The sequence below is a fragment of the Streptomyces sp. NWU339 genome, assembly GCF_003143855.1.
GTDB lineage: Bacteria > Actinomycetota > Actinomycetes > Streptomycetales > Streptomycetaceae > Streptomyces.
The window spans coordinates 25,445-41,514 of sequence record NZ_QFRK01000039.1; the positions used below are offsets into that span (position 1 = coordinate 25,445).

A 16,070-nucleotide genomic window follows, 5' to 3' on the forward strand; every position below is an offset into this window, starting at 1 on the left:
GATGTTTCCAGGGTCCCCTGCATCACCGAGGGCGACGGCGAACCCCCGGCGCACTGGCGCACCGACGACGCCACCGCCGCACTCAGCCGGAGAAGCGCGCCATCCACGCCTCGACCTCGTCCGCGGCGCGTGGCAGGGCCGCCGACAGGTTCTCGTGGCCGTCGTCGGTGACCACCAGGTCGTCCTCGATCCGGACGCCGATGCCGCGCCACTCCTCGGGCACCGTCAGGCCGTCCGCCTGGAAATACAAGCCCGGCTCGACGGTCAGGCACATGCCCGGCTCCAGCACACCGTCGACGTAGTCCTCCGTGCGGGCCTGCGCACAGTCGTGGACGTCCAGGCCCAGCATGTGACCGGTGCCGGCCATGGTGAAGCGGCGCTGCAGGCCGAGCTCGTACGCGCGGTCGACGGGACCCTCGATGAAACCCCACTCGACCAGCCGTGCCGTCAGGTGGCGCTGGGCCGCCTCGTGGAAGTCGCGGTACTGGGCGCCCGGCTTGACCGCCGCCATGCCGGCCTCCTGGGCCTCGTACACCGCGTCGTAGATCTCGCGCTGCAGGGGCGTGAAGGTGCCGCTGATCGGAAGCGTGCGGGTGACGTCGGCGGTGTAGAGGGAGTGCGTCTCCACGCCCGCGTCGAGCAGCAGCAGGTCCCCCGGGCGCACCGGGCCGTCGTTGTCCGTCCAGTGCATGATCGTGGCGTGCTCGCCGGCGGCGCAGATCGAGCCGTAGCCCACGGCGTTGCCCTCGAGGCGTGCCCGGCGGAAGAAGGTGCCCTCGATCCACCGTTCCGACGAGGCGATTGCCCGGGAGAGCTCCCCGACGACGTCGGTGAAGCCGCGCACGGTGGAGTCCACGGCCTTGCGCAGTTCCCCGAGCTCCCAGGCGTCCTTGACGAGGCGGAGATCGCTGAGCGCCTCTTCCAGCTCGGCGTCACGCTCCGCGTCGGTGGTGACGGCGGCCTCGAGGGAGGGGTCGATCCCGCGGACGATCCGCGTCGGCGCTCCGGAGGCGGCGGCCAGGTCGGCAGCCGCGGTGCGCACGTCGCGGCACGGCAGGCCGAGCACACGCTCCGATTCGGCGAGTGAGCGGCGCCGGCCCGTCCACAGCTCCGCGTGGGCACCCGTCCAGAACTCGTCGTCGTTCCTGCTGTCCCGTGGCAGCTGGTAGCAGTAGGCGTCGTGGCCGCCGTCCGCGCGGGGTTCGAGGACGAGCGCGCCGTCCCGGACCTGGTCGCCGGCCATGTGCACGTAGCCCGAGTACGGCCGGAAGGGGTAGGTGTCGTCGTTCGAGCGGACCTTGAGGTTCCCCGAGGGGATCACGAGGCGTTCGCCGGGGAACCGCGCGGAGAGCGCGGCGCGGCGGCGGGCCGCGTGCGGGGCCTGCTCGGCGAGCTGGAGGTCGTGCCGTTCGGTGTCCGCCCAACCCGTCCGCATCAGAGCGGACAGCTCTGCGGAGATCTCCGGGTAGAGGCCGTTCTTCCGGCGCTTCGCCACGTCGTGCACCTTTTTCCGTTGGGCTTACATGTGCTTCCGAGGAAGCCCATGTCTCGGCGGCGAGGGCCGGCAAGCACACCGTCCGGGCAGGGGCCCCCGCCCGGTGGGGTTCCGGGCTCCCTCGCTGCCGCCGGTTGGCGGCGGCTCCCGGACGGTACCGCCTCGCGGCGGACCCTGGGGCCGAACAGTGCCAGTGGCACAGATCGGCCACGGGTCCAGGCGGAATGCGTCGATAATGTGTCCCGTGGCGAACACGGAACTCGGCGAGGCCCTCCGGCGGCTGGGGCTCGATCACACGGCGTGCCGGGTCTACCTGGCCCTGCTGGAGCTGGCTCCCGCTCCGCTGAGCGCGATCGGCGCGGCGGCCGGGCTGGGCGGGACCGATCTCGCCGCGGCGTACGGAGAACTGGCCGACGCCGGTCTGGCCAGTACCGCAGCCGAGGACGGGGACACGGCGGCCCCGGTGCCGCCCGCCGCGGGCCTGGAAATCCTCGCCCGGCACCGGGCGGCCGAGCTCGAGGAGTCGCGCATCGCCGTCACCGGCGCGTTCGAGTCGTTCCGGCGCCAGCGGCTCGCCGCGTACAACGACAACCTCGTCGAGGTCGTCACCGGCGAAGCCATCGGTCCGAGGATGCGCCATGCGTGGGCCAGCGCCCGCGAGCAGATCCGGCAGTTCGAGTCCCCGCCCTACGCCCCTCTGGCCGGCGCCACCGACGACGCCCTGGCGACGCTGGCCCGCGGGGTGACGCAACGCGTCGTCTACTCAAGGGAGTCACTGGAGCACCCCGGCCACCTGAAGGACGTCATCGAACCCTGCATCGAGGCGGGCGAGCGGGCCAGGGTGCTGCCGTCGGTGCCGGTCAAGCTCTTGATCATCGATGAGGCGTACGCACTGGTGTCATTGTCGATCAAGGAAGCGGACGTGCACAACACCATGCTGGTGGTGCAGCCGTGTGGCCTGCTCTCCGCCCTGGTGGCCCTGTTCGAGCAGGCATGGCACAACGCCCTCCCCATCCACGGCCACGCCACCGGCCCCGCCGGCCTCCCACCCGCCGACCGTCGCCTGCTGCGTCTCCTCGCCGGCGGCGCGACCGACGACGTCATCGCCCGCGAACTGGGCATCAGCCGCCGTACGCTGTTCCGCCGCCTCCAGATCCTGATGGCCCGTCTTGGTGCCGCGAACCGCTTCCAGATGGCCCTGCAGGCACAGCGCTCCGGCTGGCTGTGACCAGGTGCCCAGGAGCCCCCTGCGACGGCTTCGCCCGGCTTCAGCGGAGAACGGTTCGTTGTGGCCCCCACGCGATCGTCACCAGGCCTCGAGAGTTCGTCATCGGCGGCGAACAGGCCGACGCTGACACCAGGGGACGAGACGGCCCGGCGGCGAGCATGTCGCCGAGATCCTGGAGGCGATCCGGCTCTTCCCCAAGCCCCGGAGTTCGCGGCCTTCTACCCATCGGCCGAGCAGCTCTGCGAGGGGCCGGCGAAGTGCTGGATCACGCACCTGCACCAGCTGGGGGTGGTGCTCTTTCATCGCGGCCAGGTCGCCGCCCAGCCGCGCAAGCTGATGCCGTCGGAAGCCGCCCCTGGCGTCGCCGCCCCGAATGCTGGCCGTCGCGGAGAAGTGGCTTGCGGCCCGCAGGCTGACCGACGCGCCCTCGACGGTGGACGAACTGGAACTCGCGGTGCGGGTTTTCGGGCAGTGGCTCGGCGAGCACCACCCCGGCATCACCACCTTCGCCGACGTCACTCGCGAGCACTGCCTGGACTGGATCAGCCACATCGCCGAGGCGCCGACGCAGAGGACGGGCAAGCCGCTGGGCGTCATGTCGCGGATCCAGCGGATCTCCGGGCTGTCGCAGTTCTTCCGCGACACCGCGCTCTTGGCAGTACGACGACGTGCCCGGCCACACCCTCATCGGTGCCGGCGACGCACCGAAGTACCCGCAGAAGGTGCCGCGGTTCATCCCCGAGCAGGACCTCGACCGGCTGATGCCCGCCATCGACGCGATCGCCTGCCCGTTCCAACGGGCCGCCCTGCTGGCCGCCCGCTGGTCCGGAGCCCGCCGCAGCGAGATCCAGCGCCTTCCGCTGGACTGCCTGGACCGCTGTCCCGACGACACCCCGCGGCTCCGCCTGTCCGGCCGCCGACGAACTGCGCAACGGCACGCTGCCGGACGCGTCGGTCGACTGCCTCAAGACCAACTTCTTCAAGACCGAACTCGGCCGCCGCCTCCGGCTCCCCGCCGAAGGCCCCTGCGAGTGCGACCTCTACCTGACCTGCGCGAAGTTCGTTATGACGCCGGAGTACGCGCCGTGGCTCCGCGCTCGAAGGGAAGTTGAACTGACCCTCGCCCGCGACGCGGCCGAACGCGGCTGGGACCGCGAGGCCGAACGCCATCGCTGCACCAGCGAACGCATCGACAGACTCCTGGCCGACCTCGGCCAACCCGCCCACGGCGCAGCGGAGGCCGACGAGTCCAGTGCTTGATCACGCCGCCGTGGTGCTACCTGAGCGGCCCTCGCTCGTCGACGAACGCAGTGGGCGTCGCCAAGAACACGTCGTCACTCACTGGACCGTAGGCGATGTTGAAAGTGTCCAGCCAGTACGCCCAGCCTCGGATCCCCAGTGCGCTGCTGAAGCGGTAGTTCAGCTGCCATCGGACCCATTGACCGGGGGCAAGACGCACGGCCGGAGGCCGTCGCGGCCGAGGGGGTATGGCGAACAGGGGCTGCACGCGGGGAAGGACGCGCAACCGGCCGTCGGCTTCGCGGAGCTGGACGTCGACCTTGCGCAGGTCTTCCTGGCTGTCATAGGGGGCGAAGCCGTCACGCTCATGCATGCGAACCACGTGCGCGACCGAAGGCGGCGCGTGCGGAACGGTGAAGCCGGCCGGGGCCGCGTTCCTGCGAGTGGCAGCCTCTCCTCCCCGGGACTGCTTCGTCCAGGACGTCCGTATCCACTGGACGGTAATTTCCACGGCTCCTGCCCTCGCCGACTCGTCGAGCGTCCCACTCTATGTCTGCTTTTTCTCGCCCAGCCGCGAGCGCCTCCCGATGACGCCGACACAGCCGGCGGTCCGAACGACACACCCGAAGAAGATCAACTTGAATTGTCCACATAAACTTTGACATGGCGTTCGGCCCGTGCAAGATGCTCGGCTTCCGCTTCGCCCCGTGCTTCCGCGACCTGGAGGGCCAGGGGTTCTGGCGGGCCGACCTCCCCGGCGGCGAGGTGGCCGCCGGGTACGGGCCGCTGGAGGCCATCGCTCGCAACAAGGTCAACCTGAAGCGCATCGAGACGCACTGGCCGGACATGCTCCGGGGCGCCGGATCGCTCACCAACCAGGTCCGCGCCTACGACCTGCTGCGGATGTTCGGCCGCGAGGGCCACCCCACCCCGCTGGGGCAGGCGTTTGCCGAGTACGGCCGCATCGACAAGACCATGCACCTGCTCGCCCTGCCCGCCCTGCCCGCCCTGGTCGACCCCGTCGACGACACATACCGCCGTCTGATGAACCGGCAGCTGGCCGTGCAGGAATGCCGCCACCGCCTCGCCCGCGCGATCTGTCATGGCGGCCGGGGTCGGATCCGTCAGACGTACCGCGACGGTCAGGAGGACCAGCTCGCCGCCCTCGGTCTGGTCCTCAACGCCCTGGTCCTGTGGAACCCCCGCTATCCGGACGCCGCCGTGACTCGGCTCCGCGCCGAGGGCCACGACATCGAGGACGAGGATGTCGCCCGGCTCTCCCCGCTCAAGGACCGGCAGATCAACTTCCTGGGCCGCTACCTGTTCAACATCAAGGCCAGCGGCCCCGGCCAGGGCCTGCGCCCGCTGCGCGACCCGGATGCGCCCGAGCTGGACGAGGGCGACGGCGCCCTGGACTGATCGGTCAGGAGTCGGCCAAGGCGCTGATCAGCTTGCGGGCTACCGCCTTCGCAAGCCGCATCACGGCCGGCGCGGGCTGCTGCCCTGAGCCGTGCTCAGAGTGCCGCGCCCGCGTCGTACACCATGAGGGCAATCTGCACGCGGTTGTTGAGGTCCAGCTTGGCCAGAATGCGCGAGACATGCGTCTTGACGGTCGGTACCGACATGTAGAGCACTGCCGCAATTTCCGCGTTGGTCTTGCCCTGCCCCACCGCGACTGCCACTTCCCGCTCCCGGTCGCCGAGCAACGCCAGTTGCGCCCGCGCTCGCTCGGCCCGGGTCTCGCGCCCGCCCATTCCCTCCGACACCTGTGCGATCAGCTGCTGCGTCACCGCAGGCGAGAGCACCGGCTCGCCTGCCACCACCTTCCGCACCGCCGCCACGATCTCCTGGGGTGGGGTGTCCTTCAGGACGAAGCCGGCGGCGCCCGCGCGCAAGGCGCGCAGCACGTGCTCGTCGGTGTTGAACGTGGTCAGTACCAGTACCTCGGGCGGATGGGACATCCTCTGTGTGGAGATTCTCGGAGAGCTTGGGGAAGGGCGGGCGCGCAACGCCTCGGTAGCGGTGAGGCCGTCCATGCCAGGCATCCGGATGTCCATGAGCACGATGTCGGGGGAGTGCTCGGCCACCAGCGCCGCCACTTCAGCCCCGTCTGTGGCTTCGGCGACCACCTCCACGTCCGGTGCGCCGCTCAGCATCAGCCGCAGTCCGGAGCGCACCAGCGGATCGTCGTCGACGAGAAGTACTCGGATCATGACGGGCACGTTAGCGGTCCACGGCCTTGGCGCCGTCCCAGGGCAGCCAGGCGCGCAGCACAAACGAGCCGTCCCGAGGTCCGTGCTCCAGCCGCCCGCCCGCCAGCTCGGCGCGTTCTCCGAGCCCGATCAGGCCTTGCCCGGCACCCGGGATCGCTGTTCCTGGGCTGCCCGGGAGCGGGTTCGCCACAACCACCGTAAGTCCCTCTCCTGGTCGGCCTGACACAGTGACCGTGATCTCAGTGTCGGCCGCGTGCTTGCGAACGTTTGTCAGGCCCTCCTGCACGATGCGGTACGCGGTGCGGCCGATGACGGCGGGGAGCGTGTCCGCATTCTTGGCCTCCTGGTGGTATGTGACGCCTATCCCGGCCTCGTGGGACTCCGCCACCAGCCGCTCCACGTCCGCCAGCGTTGGTTGCGGTCGCCCTTCGGCGCCGTCCCGGCCCGCCGTTGGCGCCCGCAGGACGCCGATCACCTCGCGCAGGTCCTGCAGCGCCTGGTGCGCGCTGTCGCGGATCACCTCGGCCGCACGCTGGATGTCTGACGCGGGGGCGCTCGGGTTGAACTCCAGTGCCCCGGCATGCACGCTGAGCAGCGACAGCCGATGGGCAAGGACGTCGTGCATCTCCCGGGCTATCTCCTCCCGTGCCTGCCGCCGTGCCTCTTCGGCCGCCTGAGCCGTGCGTTCCTCCAGTGACGCGATCAGCGCCCGCCGGTAGCGGACGTACAGCCCCCAGCCGATAGCGCCCGCCACCAGCGCGAAGTAGGTGAGGGCAGAGCCGGCTGCCTCGGACTCCGCATCCGGCCCCTGGGCCAGGAACAGCAGGAACTGCACCAGCACGACCGCCGCCACACAGGAGGTGACCCGCCGCTTCCGATGCACTGCAACCGTGAACAACGCGACCAGCATGGCTCCGGTGAGATGGTGGAAATAGGTTCCGGCCAGCATCAGCGCCACGGCCAGGTGCACCGGCCACCGCCGCCGCAGGAACACCAATGCGCAGGCCAGCCCGCCGGCCACCTGATCGGCGATCTGCTCGCCACCGGACATGCTCTCATCCAAGTGCACCGAGTCCGCCGTGACCACGGAGAAGATCACGGCGAAGAGGAAGAAGGCGATGTCGACGACCCAGTCGCGGCGGCTGCGCATGCTGCCGAATCTATGCCTGCAGCGCAGCCGTCCGGCTCCTGCGTGCCGCGGGTCGATACTTTCGGACTACAAGCCTGCCGCCTCCGTATACCAATACCCGATACTGTCCTGACCTGGGGTTTCTACTGTTGAGGTCATGAAGGGCATTCTCGGTTTCATCAGCTTCACGTTCATCTTCGGCGGCTTGCAGGGCATCGTTCACGAGGCCTTCGGCAAGTGGATCCCGCTCATGGGCTTCATGAAGCACCTGTACGTCGACGGCTACGAGATCTACATCAGCATCGCGCTCATCATCCTGGGCATCGCCGTGGGCACCGCCGTGCAAAAGGCCCCGAAGGAGCAGTGACCGCTCAGAGGGCCGCCGCCTCCGACTTCTTGATCGCCCCGGCACGGCACACGCTCGGCGGGTCAGTCAGCCAGGGCGGTACTGATTCTCATGAATGACCAGTTGCGAGAGTTCTGCGAGACGCCCCGCGCGGACTGCGTTCCCGCAGGTCGCCGCTCGCAAAAGCTCTCTCGAAACCCGCATGTTGTGCGAGGTCGAGGAGGGCCCTGCCGGGGTCGTCCATGATCCCGGGAAGGCCCTCCTGGACGTCGCCCTGGCGGTCGCACTGGGCGGGGACTGCCTCGCGGACGTCGCGATGCTGCGGTGTGAGCCGGCCGTCTTCGGCCCGGTCGCCTCCGACCCGACCATCTCCCGTCTGATCGACACCCTCGCCGCCTCCGGCGAGAAAGCCCTGCAAGCCATCCGGTCCGCACGCTCCGAAGTCCGCAACCGGGTCTGGTCATTGGCCGGCGAGAACGCCCCGGACACCGGCGGGCAGGTCGTCATCGATCTCGACGGCGTCCTCGTGATCACCCACTCCGACAAGCAGGACGCGGCCGCGACCTGGAAGAAGACCTACGGCCACCATCCGCTGACGGCCTTCGTCGACCACGGCCCGGGCGGAACCGGCGAGCCCGTCGCCGCCCTCCTGAGACCGGGGAACGCGGGCTCCAACACGGCAGCCGACCACATCACCACCGTCCGACTCGCCCTGGCCCAGTTGCCCAAGCGCTACCGGCAAGGGCGGCAGACGCTGATCCGCACGGACTCCGCGGGCGGCACCCACGACTTCGTGTCCTGGCTCGCGAAGCGCGGGCGCTGGCTGTCCTACTCGGTCGGCATGACGGTCACCGAGGCGATCCACGAGCACGTGCTGAAGGTCCCCGCCGCGGCCTGGACGCCGGCCGTCGAGGCCGACGGTGAGGTCCGGGACGGGGCCTGGGTCGCCGAGCTCACCGGCAGGCTGCTGGACGGCTGGCCGAAAGGCATGCGGCTGATCGTCCGCAAGGAACGACCGCATCCCGGAGCCCAGTTGAGGATCACGGACGCGGACGGCATGCGGATCACGTGCTTCGCGACCAACACCCCCGGCCGGCCGATCGCCGAGCTCGAGCTCCGTCACCGGCTGCGGGCCCGCGTCGAGGACCGGATCCGGGCCGCCCGGGCCACCGGCCTGCGCAACCTGCCCCTCCATCGGGCAGCCCAGAACAGGGTCTGGCTCGAGATCGTCCAGATCGCCCTCGACCTGCTGGCTGGGGGCACCCCCGGACGGAGTCTGGGGGAGGATGCCGATGCTCGCGCTGACCGGCAAGGCCCGGCTGTGGGAGCCCCGCCGCCTGCGGTTCCGCCTGTTCTCCGCGGCCGGCCAGCTCGTCACCACCGGCCGACGCAGGATTCTCCGCCTCGCCCGGCGCTGGCCCTGGACCGGCGAGATCGCCGGCGCCCTCGAACGGCTCGCGCTCCTGCCCGACCCCGGCTGACCGGCAGCTTTCCACCGTCCCGGCGACAACCTCACCCGCCCCGGGCCGTGGAACCCGGCGCCCACCCGACGCGACAGCCGGGTCGCCGGCCTGCCCACCACCCGTCCCGGAAAGCGAAGAGGTCCACCGACTCCGTCGGCGGACCCTCGCGAAAGATCGAGGTTAACGCCCTCTGAGCGTAGCGAGACGTCCCATAACAGTGACCGACGGCTGTCGGGCTCAGCGGAGGTGCACCGCGACGTAGAGCCAGACCGAATCCCAGAGTGGCTCCCGTTCTCGGAGGGTGTCGGTGTCGATCCGGACGGCAAGACCATCTTGAGGGTGCGAAGCTCGTCCTGCGATCTGGGTGAAAGCCGCGTACGGGTGGGGTGCTTGAGGCGGTTCTCGACGCCCGCCTCAACGACGACATAGGACCGACAATCGGGGGCGGTCATGCACCTCGCGCGCTGCGTGCTGAGATGCCCCTCATGTATCTGATGTGTCGTCAGGCAAGTCGGCATCCGATCAGCATCAGCCCCCGCACATTCCGAGACGGGTGTCCGAACAGACGCCTGGTCGGCGGCGTCACAACAGCCTGGTTCGCGCGGAAACGCAGGCAGGGAGCCTTCTCGCCAGAGTGAACCGATGTTCCTCACAATCTTCGAGTCCGACGCGTGCCAGTGTAGAGTGAAGAACGCCCTTGACCTGCAGAAAGCTGGCAGGGAGCCGTCCTTCAGGAGTCTAAAGTGCTGCGAACTTTGATCAAGTCCAAGATCCATCGCGCCACCGTCACCCAGGCCGACCTGCACTACGTGGGATCCGTGACGATCGACGCCGACCTGCTCGACGCCGCCGATCTGTTGCCCGGTGAGCTCGTGCACATCGTCGACATCACCAACGGGGCCCGGCTGGAGACGTACGTCATCGAGGGGGAGCCGGGCTCGGGTGTCGTCGGGATCAACGGGGCCGCGGCGCATCTCGTCCACCCCGGTGACCTGGTGATCATCATCAGTTACGCTCAGGTGACCGACGCCGAGGCGCGGGCGCTGGAACCCCGGGTGGTGCATGTGGACCGCGACAACCGCATCGTCGCCCTGGGAGCCGACCCGTCCGAGCCGGTGCCGGGGTCGGACCAGCAGCGCAGCCCGCAGGCCGTCACGGCCTGACCGGCGCGGACGGTGGCAGGCAGAGGTCAGGAGCGTGATGCGTCCATGAGCGACATCGAGATCCGCGACGACCGGGCGGCGGGCCGTCTGGAAGCGGTGGCGGGCGACGGCGAGGTCGTCGGACGGATCGAGTACTTCGTGCTCGAGTCCCCCGAGCACGCGGTCGTTCCGGTCCACACCGTCGTGGAACCCGCCCACGAGGGCAAGGGCGTCGCCGGCTCCCTGGCCCGTGAGCTGTACGCCACGGCCGCCCGTGAGGGCATCGCGGTCGCTCCGCTCTGCCCGTACGTCGTCAGGTGGGCCGAACGCCACCCCGACCAGGCCCCGGCGGCCTCCCTGGAACTCCTTCGGGCGGCGAAGGCGTGGCTGGCGGCGCACCCCGGACGCTTCTGACCTCGCCGGACGCCCCCGTGCTGGCCCTTCTGCACACCTCGCCCGTCCACGTCCCCGTCTTCGAGGCCCTGCGCGACGACGCCCATCCGGGCCTGGAGCTGCGGCACCTCGTCGCCGAGGGGCTGCTGCACCGGGTCCGCGCGGAGGGCCTCGCGGCGGTCGTCGACGAGGTGCGGGTGAGGGTGCGGGAGGCCGTCGCCGGTGGTGCCCGGGCGGTGCTGTGCACCTGCTCGACCATCGGCGGAGTCGTGGAGGAGGCGGCCGCCGAGGCCGGTGTTCCCGTGCTGCGGGTCGACCGGCCGATGGCGCGTGCCGCCGTGGCCGCCGGGCCGCGGATCGTCGTCCTCGCCGCCTACGAGGGCACCCTCGGGCCGACGGTGTCGCTGGTCGAGGAGGAGGCCCGCCGGGCCGGCCGCCCGGTCGAGGTGCGCACCCTGCTGGTCGAGGACGCCTGGGCCCGCTTCGAGGCGGGCGACACGGCGGCGTACGTCCGTCAGGTCGCCGACGCGGCCGACGCGGTCACCGGTGCCGACGTGATCGTGCTCGCCCAGGCCTCGATGGCCCCGGCGGAGCGGCTCACGGCGAGCGCCGTCCCGGTGCTGTCCAGCCCCCGCCCCGGACTCGCGGCGGGCGCGGCGGCGTGCGGCGTGCGGTAGCGCCACCTGGGCTCCCGCCGTCATACGGGGGAGTGACTGGGCACGCGGCCGTCGGGTAGGCGGGGGAGTAGTCCAGAGCCGACGTCGACCGACTGGCCGGAGGACACCCGCCATGACGCAACCGCACCCGGACCCCGTCCCACCGAGCCCCACCCCGGACCCCGGCACCCCCGGGCCCGCCCCGGGCCCTGTCCCCCCGGGGCCCACCCCGGGCCCGGACCCCACGCCTCCGCAGCCTCACCCCGAGCCGGTCCCGCCCCCCGAGCCGCCCCCCGGCCCGGGACCGACACCCCCGCCACCCGCTCCGGTACCGCCCCCTCCCGGGCCGCCCGCTCCGGGGCCGACCCCGCCTGTTCCCGGGCCGCCGCCACCCCCGCCGGGGCCGCCCGGACCGTCACCCTCGCCCATTCCGCCCGGTCCCGAACCCGTCCCCAACCCGGAGCCGGGCCCGCCGCTCACCTGACGGCCGGCACAACACGCGGGTGCCCGCCGACCACGTCGGCGGGCACCCGTCACCTGTCCTCCGCTTACGCCGAGACCTCCGAGCGGTCGCCGCCCCACAGCGTGTGGAACGACCCCTCGCGGTCCGTACGCCGGTAGGTGTGCGCGCCGAAGTAGTCGCGCTGCCCCTGGGTGAGCGCGGCCGGCAGGCGCTCCGCGCGCAGGGCGTCGTAGTAGGCGAGGGCCGCGGCGAAGCCGGGGGTCGGCACGCCCTGGCGGGTCGCGGCGATCAGCACCTCGCGCCAGTCGTCCTGCGCGTCGGCGATCTCCCGGGCGAACGTCTCGTCGGACAGCAGGCTCGGCAGGTCGGCGCGGGCGTCGTAGGCGGCACGGATGCGGTCCAGGAAGGCCGCCCGGATGATGCAGCCGCCGCGCCAGATCGCGGAGACCGCGCCGAGGTCGATGTCCCAGCCGTACTCCTCGCTGCCCGCGGCGATCTCGTGGAAGCCCTGCGTGTACGACACGATCTTCGACGCGTACAGCGCCTGCTCCACCCGGTCCGCGAACGCCGCCGCCTCCGCCTCGTCGAGCGGCGTGGCCTTCGGGCCCTCCAGCCCGCGCGAGGCCTCCCGCAGCGCCGCGTGACCGGACAGCGAGCGCGCGAACACCGCCTCCGCGATGCCCGACACCGGCACACCCAGGTCGAGCGCGATCTGCACGGTCCAGCGTCCAGTTCCCTTCTGCTCCGCCTGGTCGACCACCACGTCGACGAACGGCTTGCCCGTGGCGGCGTCCACGTGGGAGAGCACCTCGGCGGTGATCTCGATCAGGTACGAGTCCAGCCGGCCGGTGTTCCAGGTGCGGAAGATGTCCGCGATCTGCGCGGGCGTGTACCCGGCGACATCGCGCAGCAACTGGTACGCCTCACCGATCAGCTGCATGTCGGCGTACTCGATGCCGTTGTGCACCATCTTCACGAAGTGCCCGGCGCCGTCCGGACCCACGTGCGTCACGCAGGGCGTGCCGTCGGCAGCCTTGGCGGAGATCTTCTCCAGCATCGGGCCGAGCGAGTCGTACGACTCCTTCGGGCCGCCCGGCATGATGCTCGGCCCGTGCAGCGCGCCCTCCTCGCCGCCGGAGACGCCCATGCCGACGAAGTGGATGCCCTGCTCGCGCAGCGCCTTCTCCCGGCGGCGGGTGTCGGCGAAGTGGGCGTTGCCACCGTCGATGATCATGTCACCGGGCTCCAGCAGCGGGGCGAACTCCTCGATCACGGCGTCCGTCGGCTCACCGGCCTTCACCATGACGACCAGCCGCCGCGGACGCTCCAGCGCCGCCACGAACTCCTTCGCCGTCTCGGCCGCCACGAAACTGCCCTCGTGCCCGAACTCCTCCACCAGCGCACGCGTGCGCGCCGACGTCCGGTTGTGCACCGCGACCGTGTAGCCGTTGCGGGCGAAGTTGCGTGCGAGGTTGCGGCCCATGACCGCGAGTCCCGTGACGCCGATCTGCGCTGAACTGCTCATTGGTGGCTCCTAGTGACCTTGGTATCGGTACTGCCGGGGGGTCGGTGGTGCTGTCGGGCTTCTGCGCCGCCGGTCGGTGCCCGTCGGCCCCGCCGTCGACCATTCTGACCGTCGCGACCATCCTGACGTGCCGCTACCCCGCCCGCACGCGCGGGTCCCACGACACCCCGCAGCCACATACGGGCGGGACCCCCCTCCGTACTCATCCGGACCCGTACGGACCCGTCCGGCGCGCGCACGCGTGTTCGGCGCACGCCCGCGCCTCCGCGCGAGCGGGCCGCACGACGGCGGCAACCGGGGCGCAACGGGCGAAAAGTACCGGCCACTTGGCGCATCCGCACGGCCGATAGCCGTCTTGTCACCGTCAGTTCGCAGCGCTTACTTTTGCCCCTCCTGACGCATTGTCGAGGGGGACTCCATGGCCGTGCGCGGCCGGCACCGCCGGTATCAGCCGAACAGAATCAACCGCGCCTCACTCACCGTCACCGCGGGCGGGGCGGGGGTGGCGCTGCCCTTGCTGGGCACCGGCGTGGCCCAGGCGGCCGACGTGGACACCTGGGACAAGGTCGCCGCCTGCGAGTCCAGCGACGACTGGGACATCAACACCGGCAACGGCTACTACGGCGGGCTCCAGTTCACCCAGTCCACCTGGGAGGCCTTCGGCGGCACCCGGTACGCGCCGCGCGCGGATCTGGCCACCAAGGACCAGCAGATCGCCATCGCCGAGAAGGTGCTCGACGGCCAGGGCCCCGGCGCCTGGCCGGTCTGCTCGAAGCGGGCCGGGCTGTCCCGGGGCGGCGACACCCCCGACATCCGGCCGGCCACCGACCGGACCGGCGGGAAGGGGGCCGGTCGCTCCACCGTCGAGGAGGTCAAGCCGCAGCACACGCCCCAGTCCCGGGCGGGCCGCGCCGAGATGTACACCGTGGTCCGCGGCGACACCCTGTCCGGCATCGCGGCGGGGGAGCGGGTCCGGGGCGGCTGGCGCGGGCTGTACGAGGCGAACGGCGCGACCATCGGCGCCGACCCCGATCTGATCCTGCCCGGCCAGCGCCTCACCCTGCCCGACGGGAAGGCGTCCGGGCAGTCCGGGCAGACCGAATCGTTCAAGTCCTCCAACTCGTCCAAGTCGTCCGAGAAGAAGGCCGCAAAGAGCAAGGCCGCAGAGAAGAGGACCACGGAGAAGAAGGCAGCCGAGAAGAAGGCGTCCTCGCAGCGCACCGAGGAACGGGCCGACCGCGCCACCCAGTCCGGTGTCACCCGTGTGGCCCCCGTCGGTGCCCCGCTGGGCACGCCGTACCACAAGGCGGGTTCCTCCTGGTCGAAGGGCTACCACACCGGTGTCGACTTCCCCGTGCCCACCGGCACGCCCGTGAAGTCGGTCGCGGCGGGCAGTGTGGTCAGCGCCGGCTGGGAGGGCTCGTTCGGCTACCAGGTGGTGGTCCGGCACGCCGACGGCCGCTACAGCCAGTACGCGCACCTGTCGGCGATCTCCGTGCGCAGCGGCCAGTCGGTCGCCGCGGGCCAGCGTCTCGGCCGTTCCGGCTCGACGGGCAACAGCTCGGGCCCGCATCTGCACTTCGAGGTGCGGACGGGGCCCGGTTTCGGATCGGACGTCGACCCGCTCGCCTACCTGAGGGCGGGCGGCGTCAGGATTTGACCCGCGTGCGGTGCCGGTCCTGTACGGGTATCGGTACGTAGGGGCCGCCGTGGAAGGGCGCGTAGGCGACCAGCGTCAGGGGCGGGTCCGGCTCGGCGACCGCGACCGCGGGCCCGGCCTCCGGGGCGGCGCCCACGGCGGCCCGTACGGGGGCCGGGACCGGCACCCGTACAGGCCGTGCGAGTTCGGCCAGCAGCAGTTCCCCGGCGGCGTCGGACAGCGACCCGGTGGCCGGCACGGACCGCGCGGCGCCCGCCGGCTCCGGCTGGTGCTGCTCGCGCGCCAGCCGTTCCGTCGTCAGCAGGATCAGGCCGCCGGCCGCCACCACGCCGCAACTCAGCGCGAGCGCCGTGCCCGCCGCGCCGTAGCGGAAGGTCTCGCCGAACATCGTGATGCCGACCACGGCCGCCACCACCGGGTTCACCACCGTCAGAGTGGCCAGCGGGGCCGCGAGGCCGGCGCCCCGGTAGGAGGCCTGGGACAGCAGCAGCCCGGCCGTGGCGAACACGCCGATCACCGCGAGGGACGGTACGTCCGCCACCGAGACGTCGTCGGTCCAGTCCACGGCCACGGCCTTCGTGAAGACGGAGGACATGCCGAAGGCCACACCGGAGGCGACGGCGAGGAGGATGCCGCGCACGGCGGGATGCCGCCGCACGGTCCGGGCCGCCGTCATCAGGGCGACGACAGCCACGGCCGTGACCGACGCCGTCGCCACCCGCTGGATGCCGTCGAGGGACTGGGCCTCGGACGCGGCGACCAGGGACAGCAGACCGGCGAGGCCGACGGTCGCCATGAGGGCGCCGCGCCACGCCGTCGCGCCCGCCCTGCGGCCGACGAACAGCGCGGCCATAGGCAGTGCGAACACGATGGTCAGCGCGCCCAGCGGCTGGACGAGGCTCAGCGGGCCGTAGGCGAGCGCCACCACGTGCAGCAGTCCGCCGAGGCCGTTGAGTGCGACCGCCGCCCACCAGCCCGGGCGGCGCAGTGGTGCGTACTGCTCAGCGGGCGAGGACACCGCGACCCGCTCCTGCACGATCGCTCCGCCCGCGTACGCCACGGCGGAGACGAACGACAGCAGCACGGACAACGCGAGGGCGCTCATCGGCGGCTCCTCC

General features: G+C 71.4%; 13 protein-coding genes and 2 pseudogenes. 9 read left to right on the forward strand and 6 right to left on the reverse strand.

Annotated features, from left to right (window positions below; all coding sequences use genetic code 11):
• Nucleotides 1-82 precede the first annotated feature (82 nt).
• Complete coding sequence (locus DIZ27_RS32585; protein ID WP_109382043.1) at nucleotides 83-1,495, reverse strand: aminopeptidase P family protein; 1,413 nt, start codon at nucleotides 1,493-1,495, stop codon at nucleotides 83-85.
• A gap of 235 nt (nucleotides 1,496-1,730) precedes the next feature.
• On the opposite strand from DIZ27_RS32585, the gene DIZ27_RS32590 reads away from it, so the two are divergent.
• A complete protein-coding gene (locus DIZ27_RS32590) occupies nucleotides 1,731-2,723 on the forward strand; it encodes a helix-turn-helix transcriptional regulator (RefSeq protein WP_109382015.1) in 993 nt (330 codons plus the stop codon).
• A gap of 1,065 nt (nucleotides 2,724-3,788) precedes the next feature.
• Nucleotides 3,789-3,983 carry a hypothetical protein gene (locus tag DIZ27_RS32600; protein WP_109382017.1) on the forward strand — a complete coding sequence of 65 codons (195 nt, stop codon included), beginning with the start codon at nucleotides 3,789-3,791 and terminating at the stop codon, nucleotides 3,981-3,983.
• Nucleotides 3,984-3,999: 16 nt separating this feature from the next.
• On the opposite strand, the gene DIZ27_RS32605 is transcribed toward DIZ27_RS32600, so the two are convergent.
• Nucleotides 4,000-4,473 (reverse strand): hypothetical protein, encoded by a 474-nt coding sequence (locus DIZ27_RS32605; protein WP_109382018.1) that lies wholly within the window; start codon nucleotides 4,471-4,473, stop codon nucleotides 4,000-4,002.
• Nucleotides 4,474-4,622: 149 nt separating this feature from the next.
• Here DIZ27_RS32605 and DIZ27_RS32610 point away from each other — a divergent pair.
• Nucleotides 4,623-5,381 (forward strand): annotated as a pseudogene (locus DIZ27_RS32610) (Tn3 family transposase); the annotation flags it as partial.
• A 95-nt stretch (nucleotides 5,382-5,476) separates the two neighbouring features.
• Here DIZ27_RS32610 and DIZ27_RS32615 read toward each other — a convergent pair.
• Together DIZ27_RS32615 and DIZ27_RS32620 are read right to left on the reverse strand one after the other, a co-directional pair.
• Nucleotides 5,477-6,175 carry a response regulator transcription factor gene (locus DIZ27_RS32615; RefSeq protein ID WP_109382044.1) on the reverse strand — a complete coding sequence of 233 codons (699 nt, stop codon included), beginning with the start codon at nucleotides 6,173-6,175 and terminating at the stop codon, nucleotides 5,477-5,479.
• Between the two features lie 10 nt (nucleotides 6,176-6,185).
• Complete coding sequence (locus DIZ27_RS32620; RefSeq protein ID WP_109382019.1) at nucleotides 6,186-7,325, reverse strand: sensor histidine kinase; 1,140 nt, start codon at nucleotides 7,323-7,325, stop codon at nucleotides 6,186-6,188.
• A 136-nt stretch (nucleotides 7,326-7,461) separates the two neighbouring features.
• Here DIZ27_RS32620 and DIZ27_RS32625 point away from each other — a divergent pair, with 136 nt between their 5' ends.
• From DIZ27_RS32625 to DIZ27_RS32645, 5 genes and pseudogenes are all read left to right on the forward strand, one after another.
• On the forward strand, nucleotides 7,462-7,671 hold the full coding sequence (locus DIZ27_RS32625) for a hypothetical protein (RefSeq protein WP_109382020.1): 210 nt from the start codon (nucleotides 7,462-7,464) through the stop codon (nucleotides 7,669-7,671).
• A 217-nt stretch (nucleotides 7,672-7,888) separates the two neighbouring features.
• A pseudogene (locus DIZ27_RS32630) lies at nucleotides 7,889-9,131 on the forward strand (IS1380 family transposase); the annotation flags it as partial.
• 725 nt (nucleotides 9,132-9,856) lie between these two features.
• Nucleotides 9,857-10,276, forward strand: a complete 420-nt coding sequence (gene panD, locus DIZ27_RS32635; RefSeq protein ID WP_109382021.1) for an aspartate 1-decarboxylase — start codon at nucleotides 9,857-9,859, stop codon at nucleotides 10,274-10,276.
• 45 nt (nucleotides 10,277-10,321) lie between these two features.
• Nucleotides 10,322-10,669: a GNAT family N-acetyltransferase gene (locus DIZ27_RS32640; protein ID WP_109382022.1), complete on the forward strand. Its 348-nt coding sequence runs from the start codon at nucleotides 10,322-10,324 to the stop codon at nucleotides 10,667-10,669.
• A 17-nt stretch (nucleotides 10,670-10,686) separates the two neighbouring features.
• A complete protein-coding gene (locus DIZ27_RS32645) occupies nucleotides 10,687-11,325 on the forward strand; it encodes an aspartate/glutamate racemase family protein (RefSeq protein WP_109382045.1) in 639 nt (212 codons plus the stop codon).
• A 527-nt stretch (nucleotides 11,326-11,852) separates the two neighbouring features.
• Here DIZ27_RS32645 and gndA read toward each other — a convergent pair.
• Nucleotides 11,853-13,292 carry an NADP-dependent phosphogluconate dehydrogenase gene (gene gndA / locus DIZ27_RS32655; RefSeq protein ID WP_109382023.1) on the reverse strand — a complete coding sequence of 480 codons (1,440 nt, stop codon included), beginning with the start codon at nucleotides 13,290-13,292 and terminating at the stop codon, nucleotides 11,853-11,855.
• Nucleotides 13,293-13,710: 418 nt separating this feature from the next.
• On the opposite strand from gndA, the gene DIZ27_RS32660 reads away from it, so the two are divergent.
• Complete coding sequence (locus DIZ27_RS32660; RefSeq protein WP_109382024.1) at nucleotides 13,711-14,952, forward strand: transglycosylase family protein; 1,242 nt, start codon at nucleotides 13,711-13,713, stop codon at nucleotides 14,950-14,952.
• On the opposite strand, the gene DIZ27_RS32665 is transcribed toward DIZ27_RS32660, so the two are convergent.
• Nucleotides 14,942-16,057, reverse strand: coding sequence for a DMT family transporter (locus DIZ27_RS32665; RefSeq protein WP_181383793.1), 1,116 nt, complete (start codon nucleotides 16,055-16,057; stop codon nucleotides 14,942-14,944). The genes DIZ27_RS32660 and DIZ27_RS32665 overlap by 11 nt on opposite strands.
• Nucleotides 16,058-16,070 lie beyond the last annotated feature (13 nt).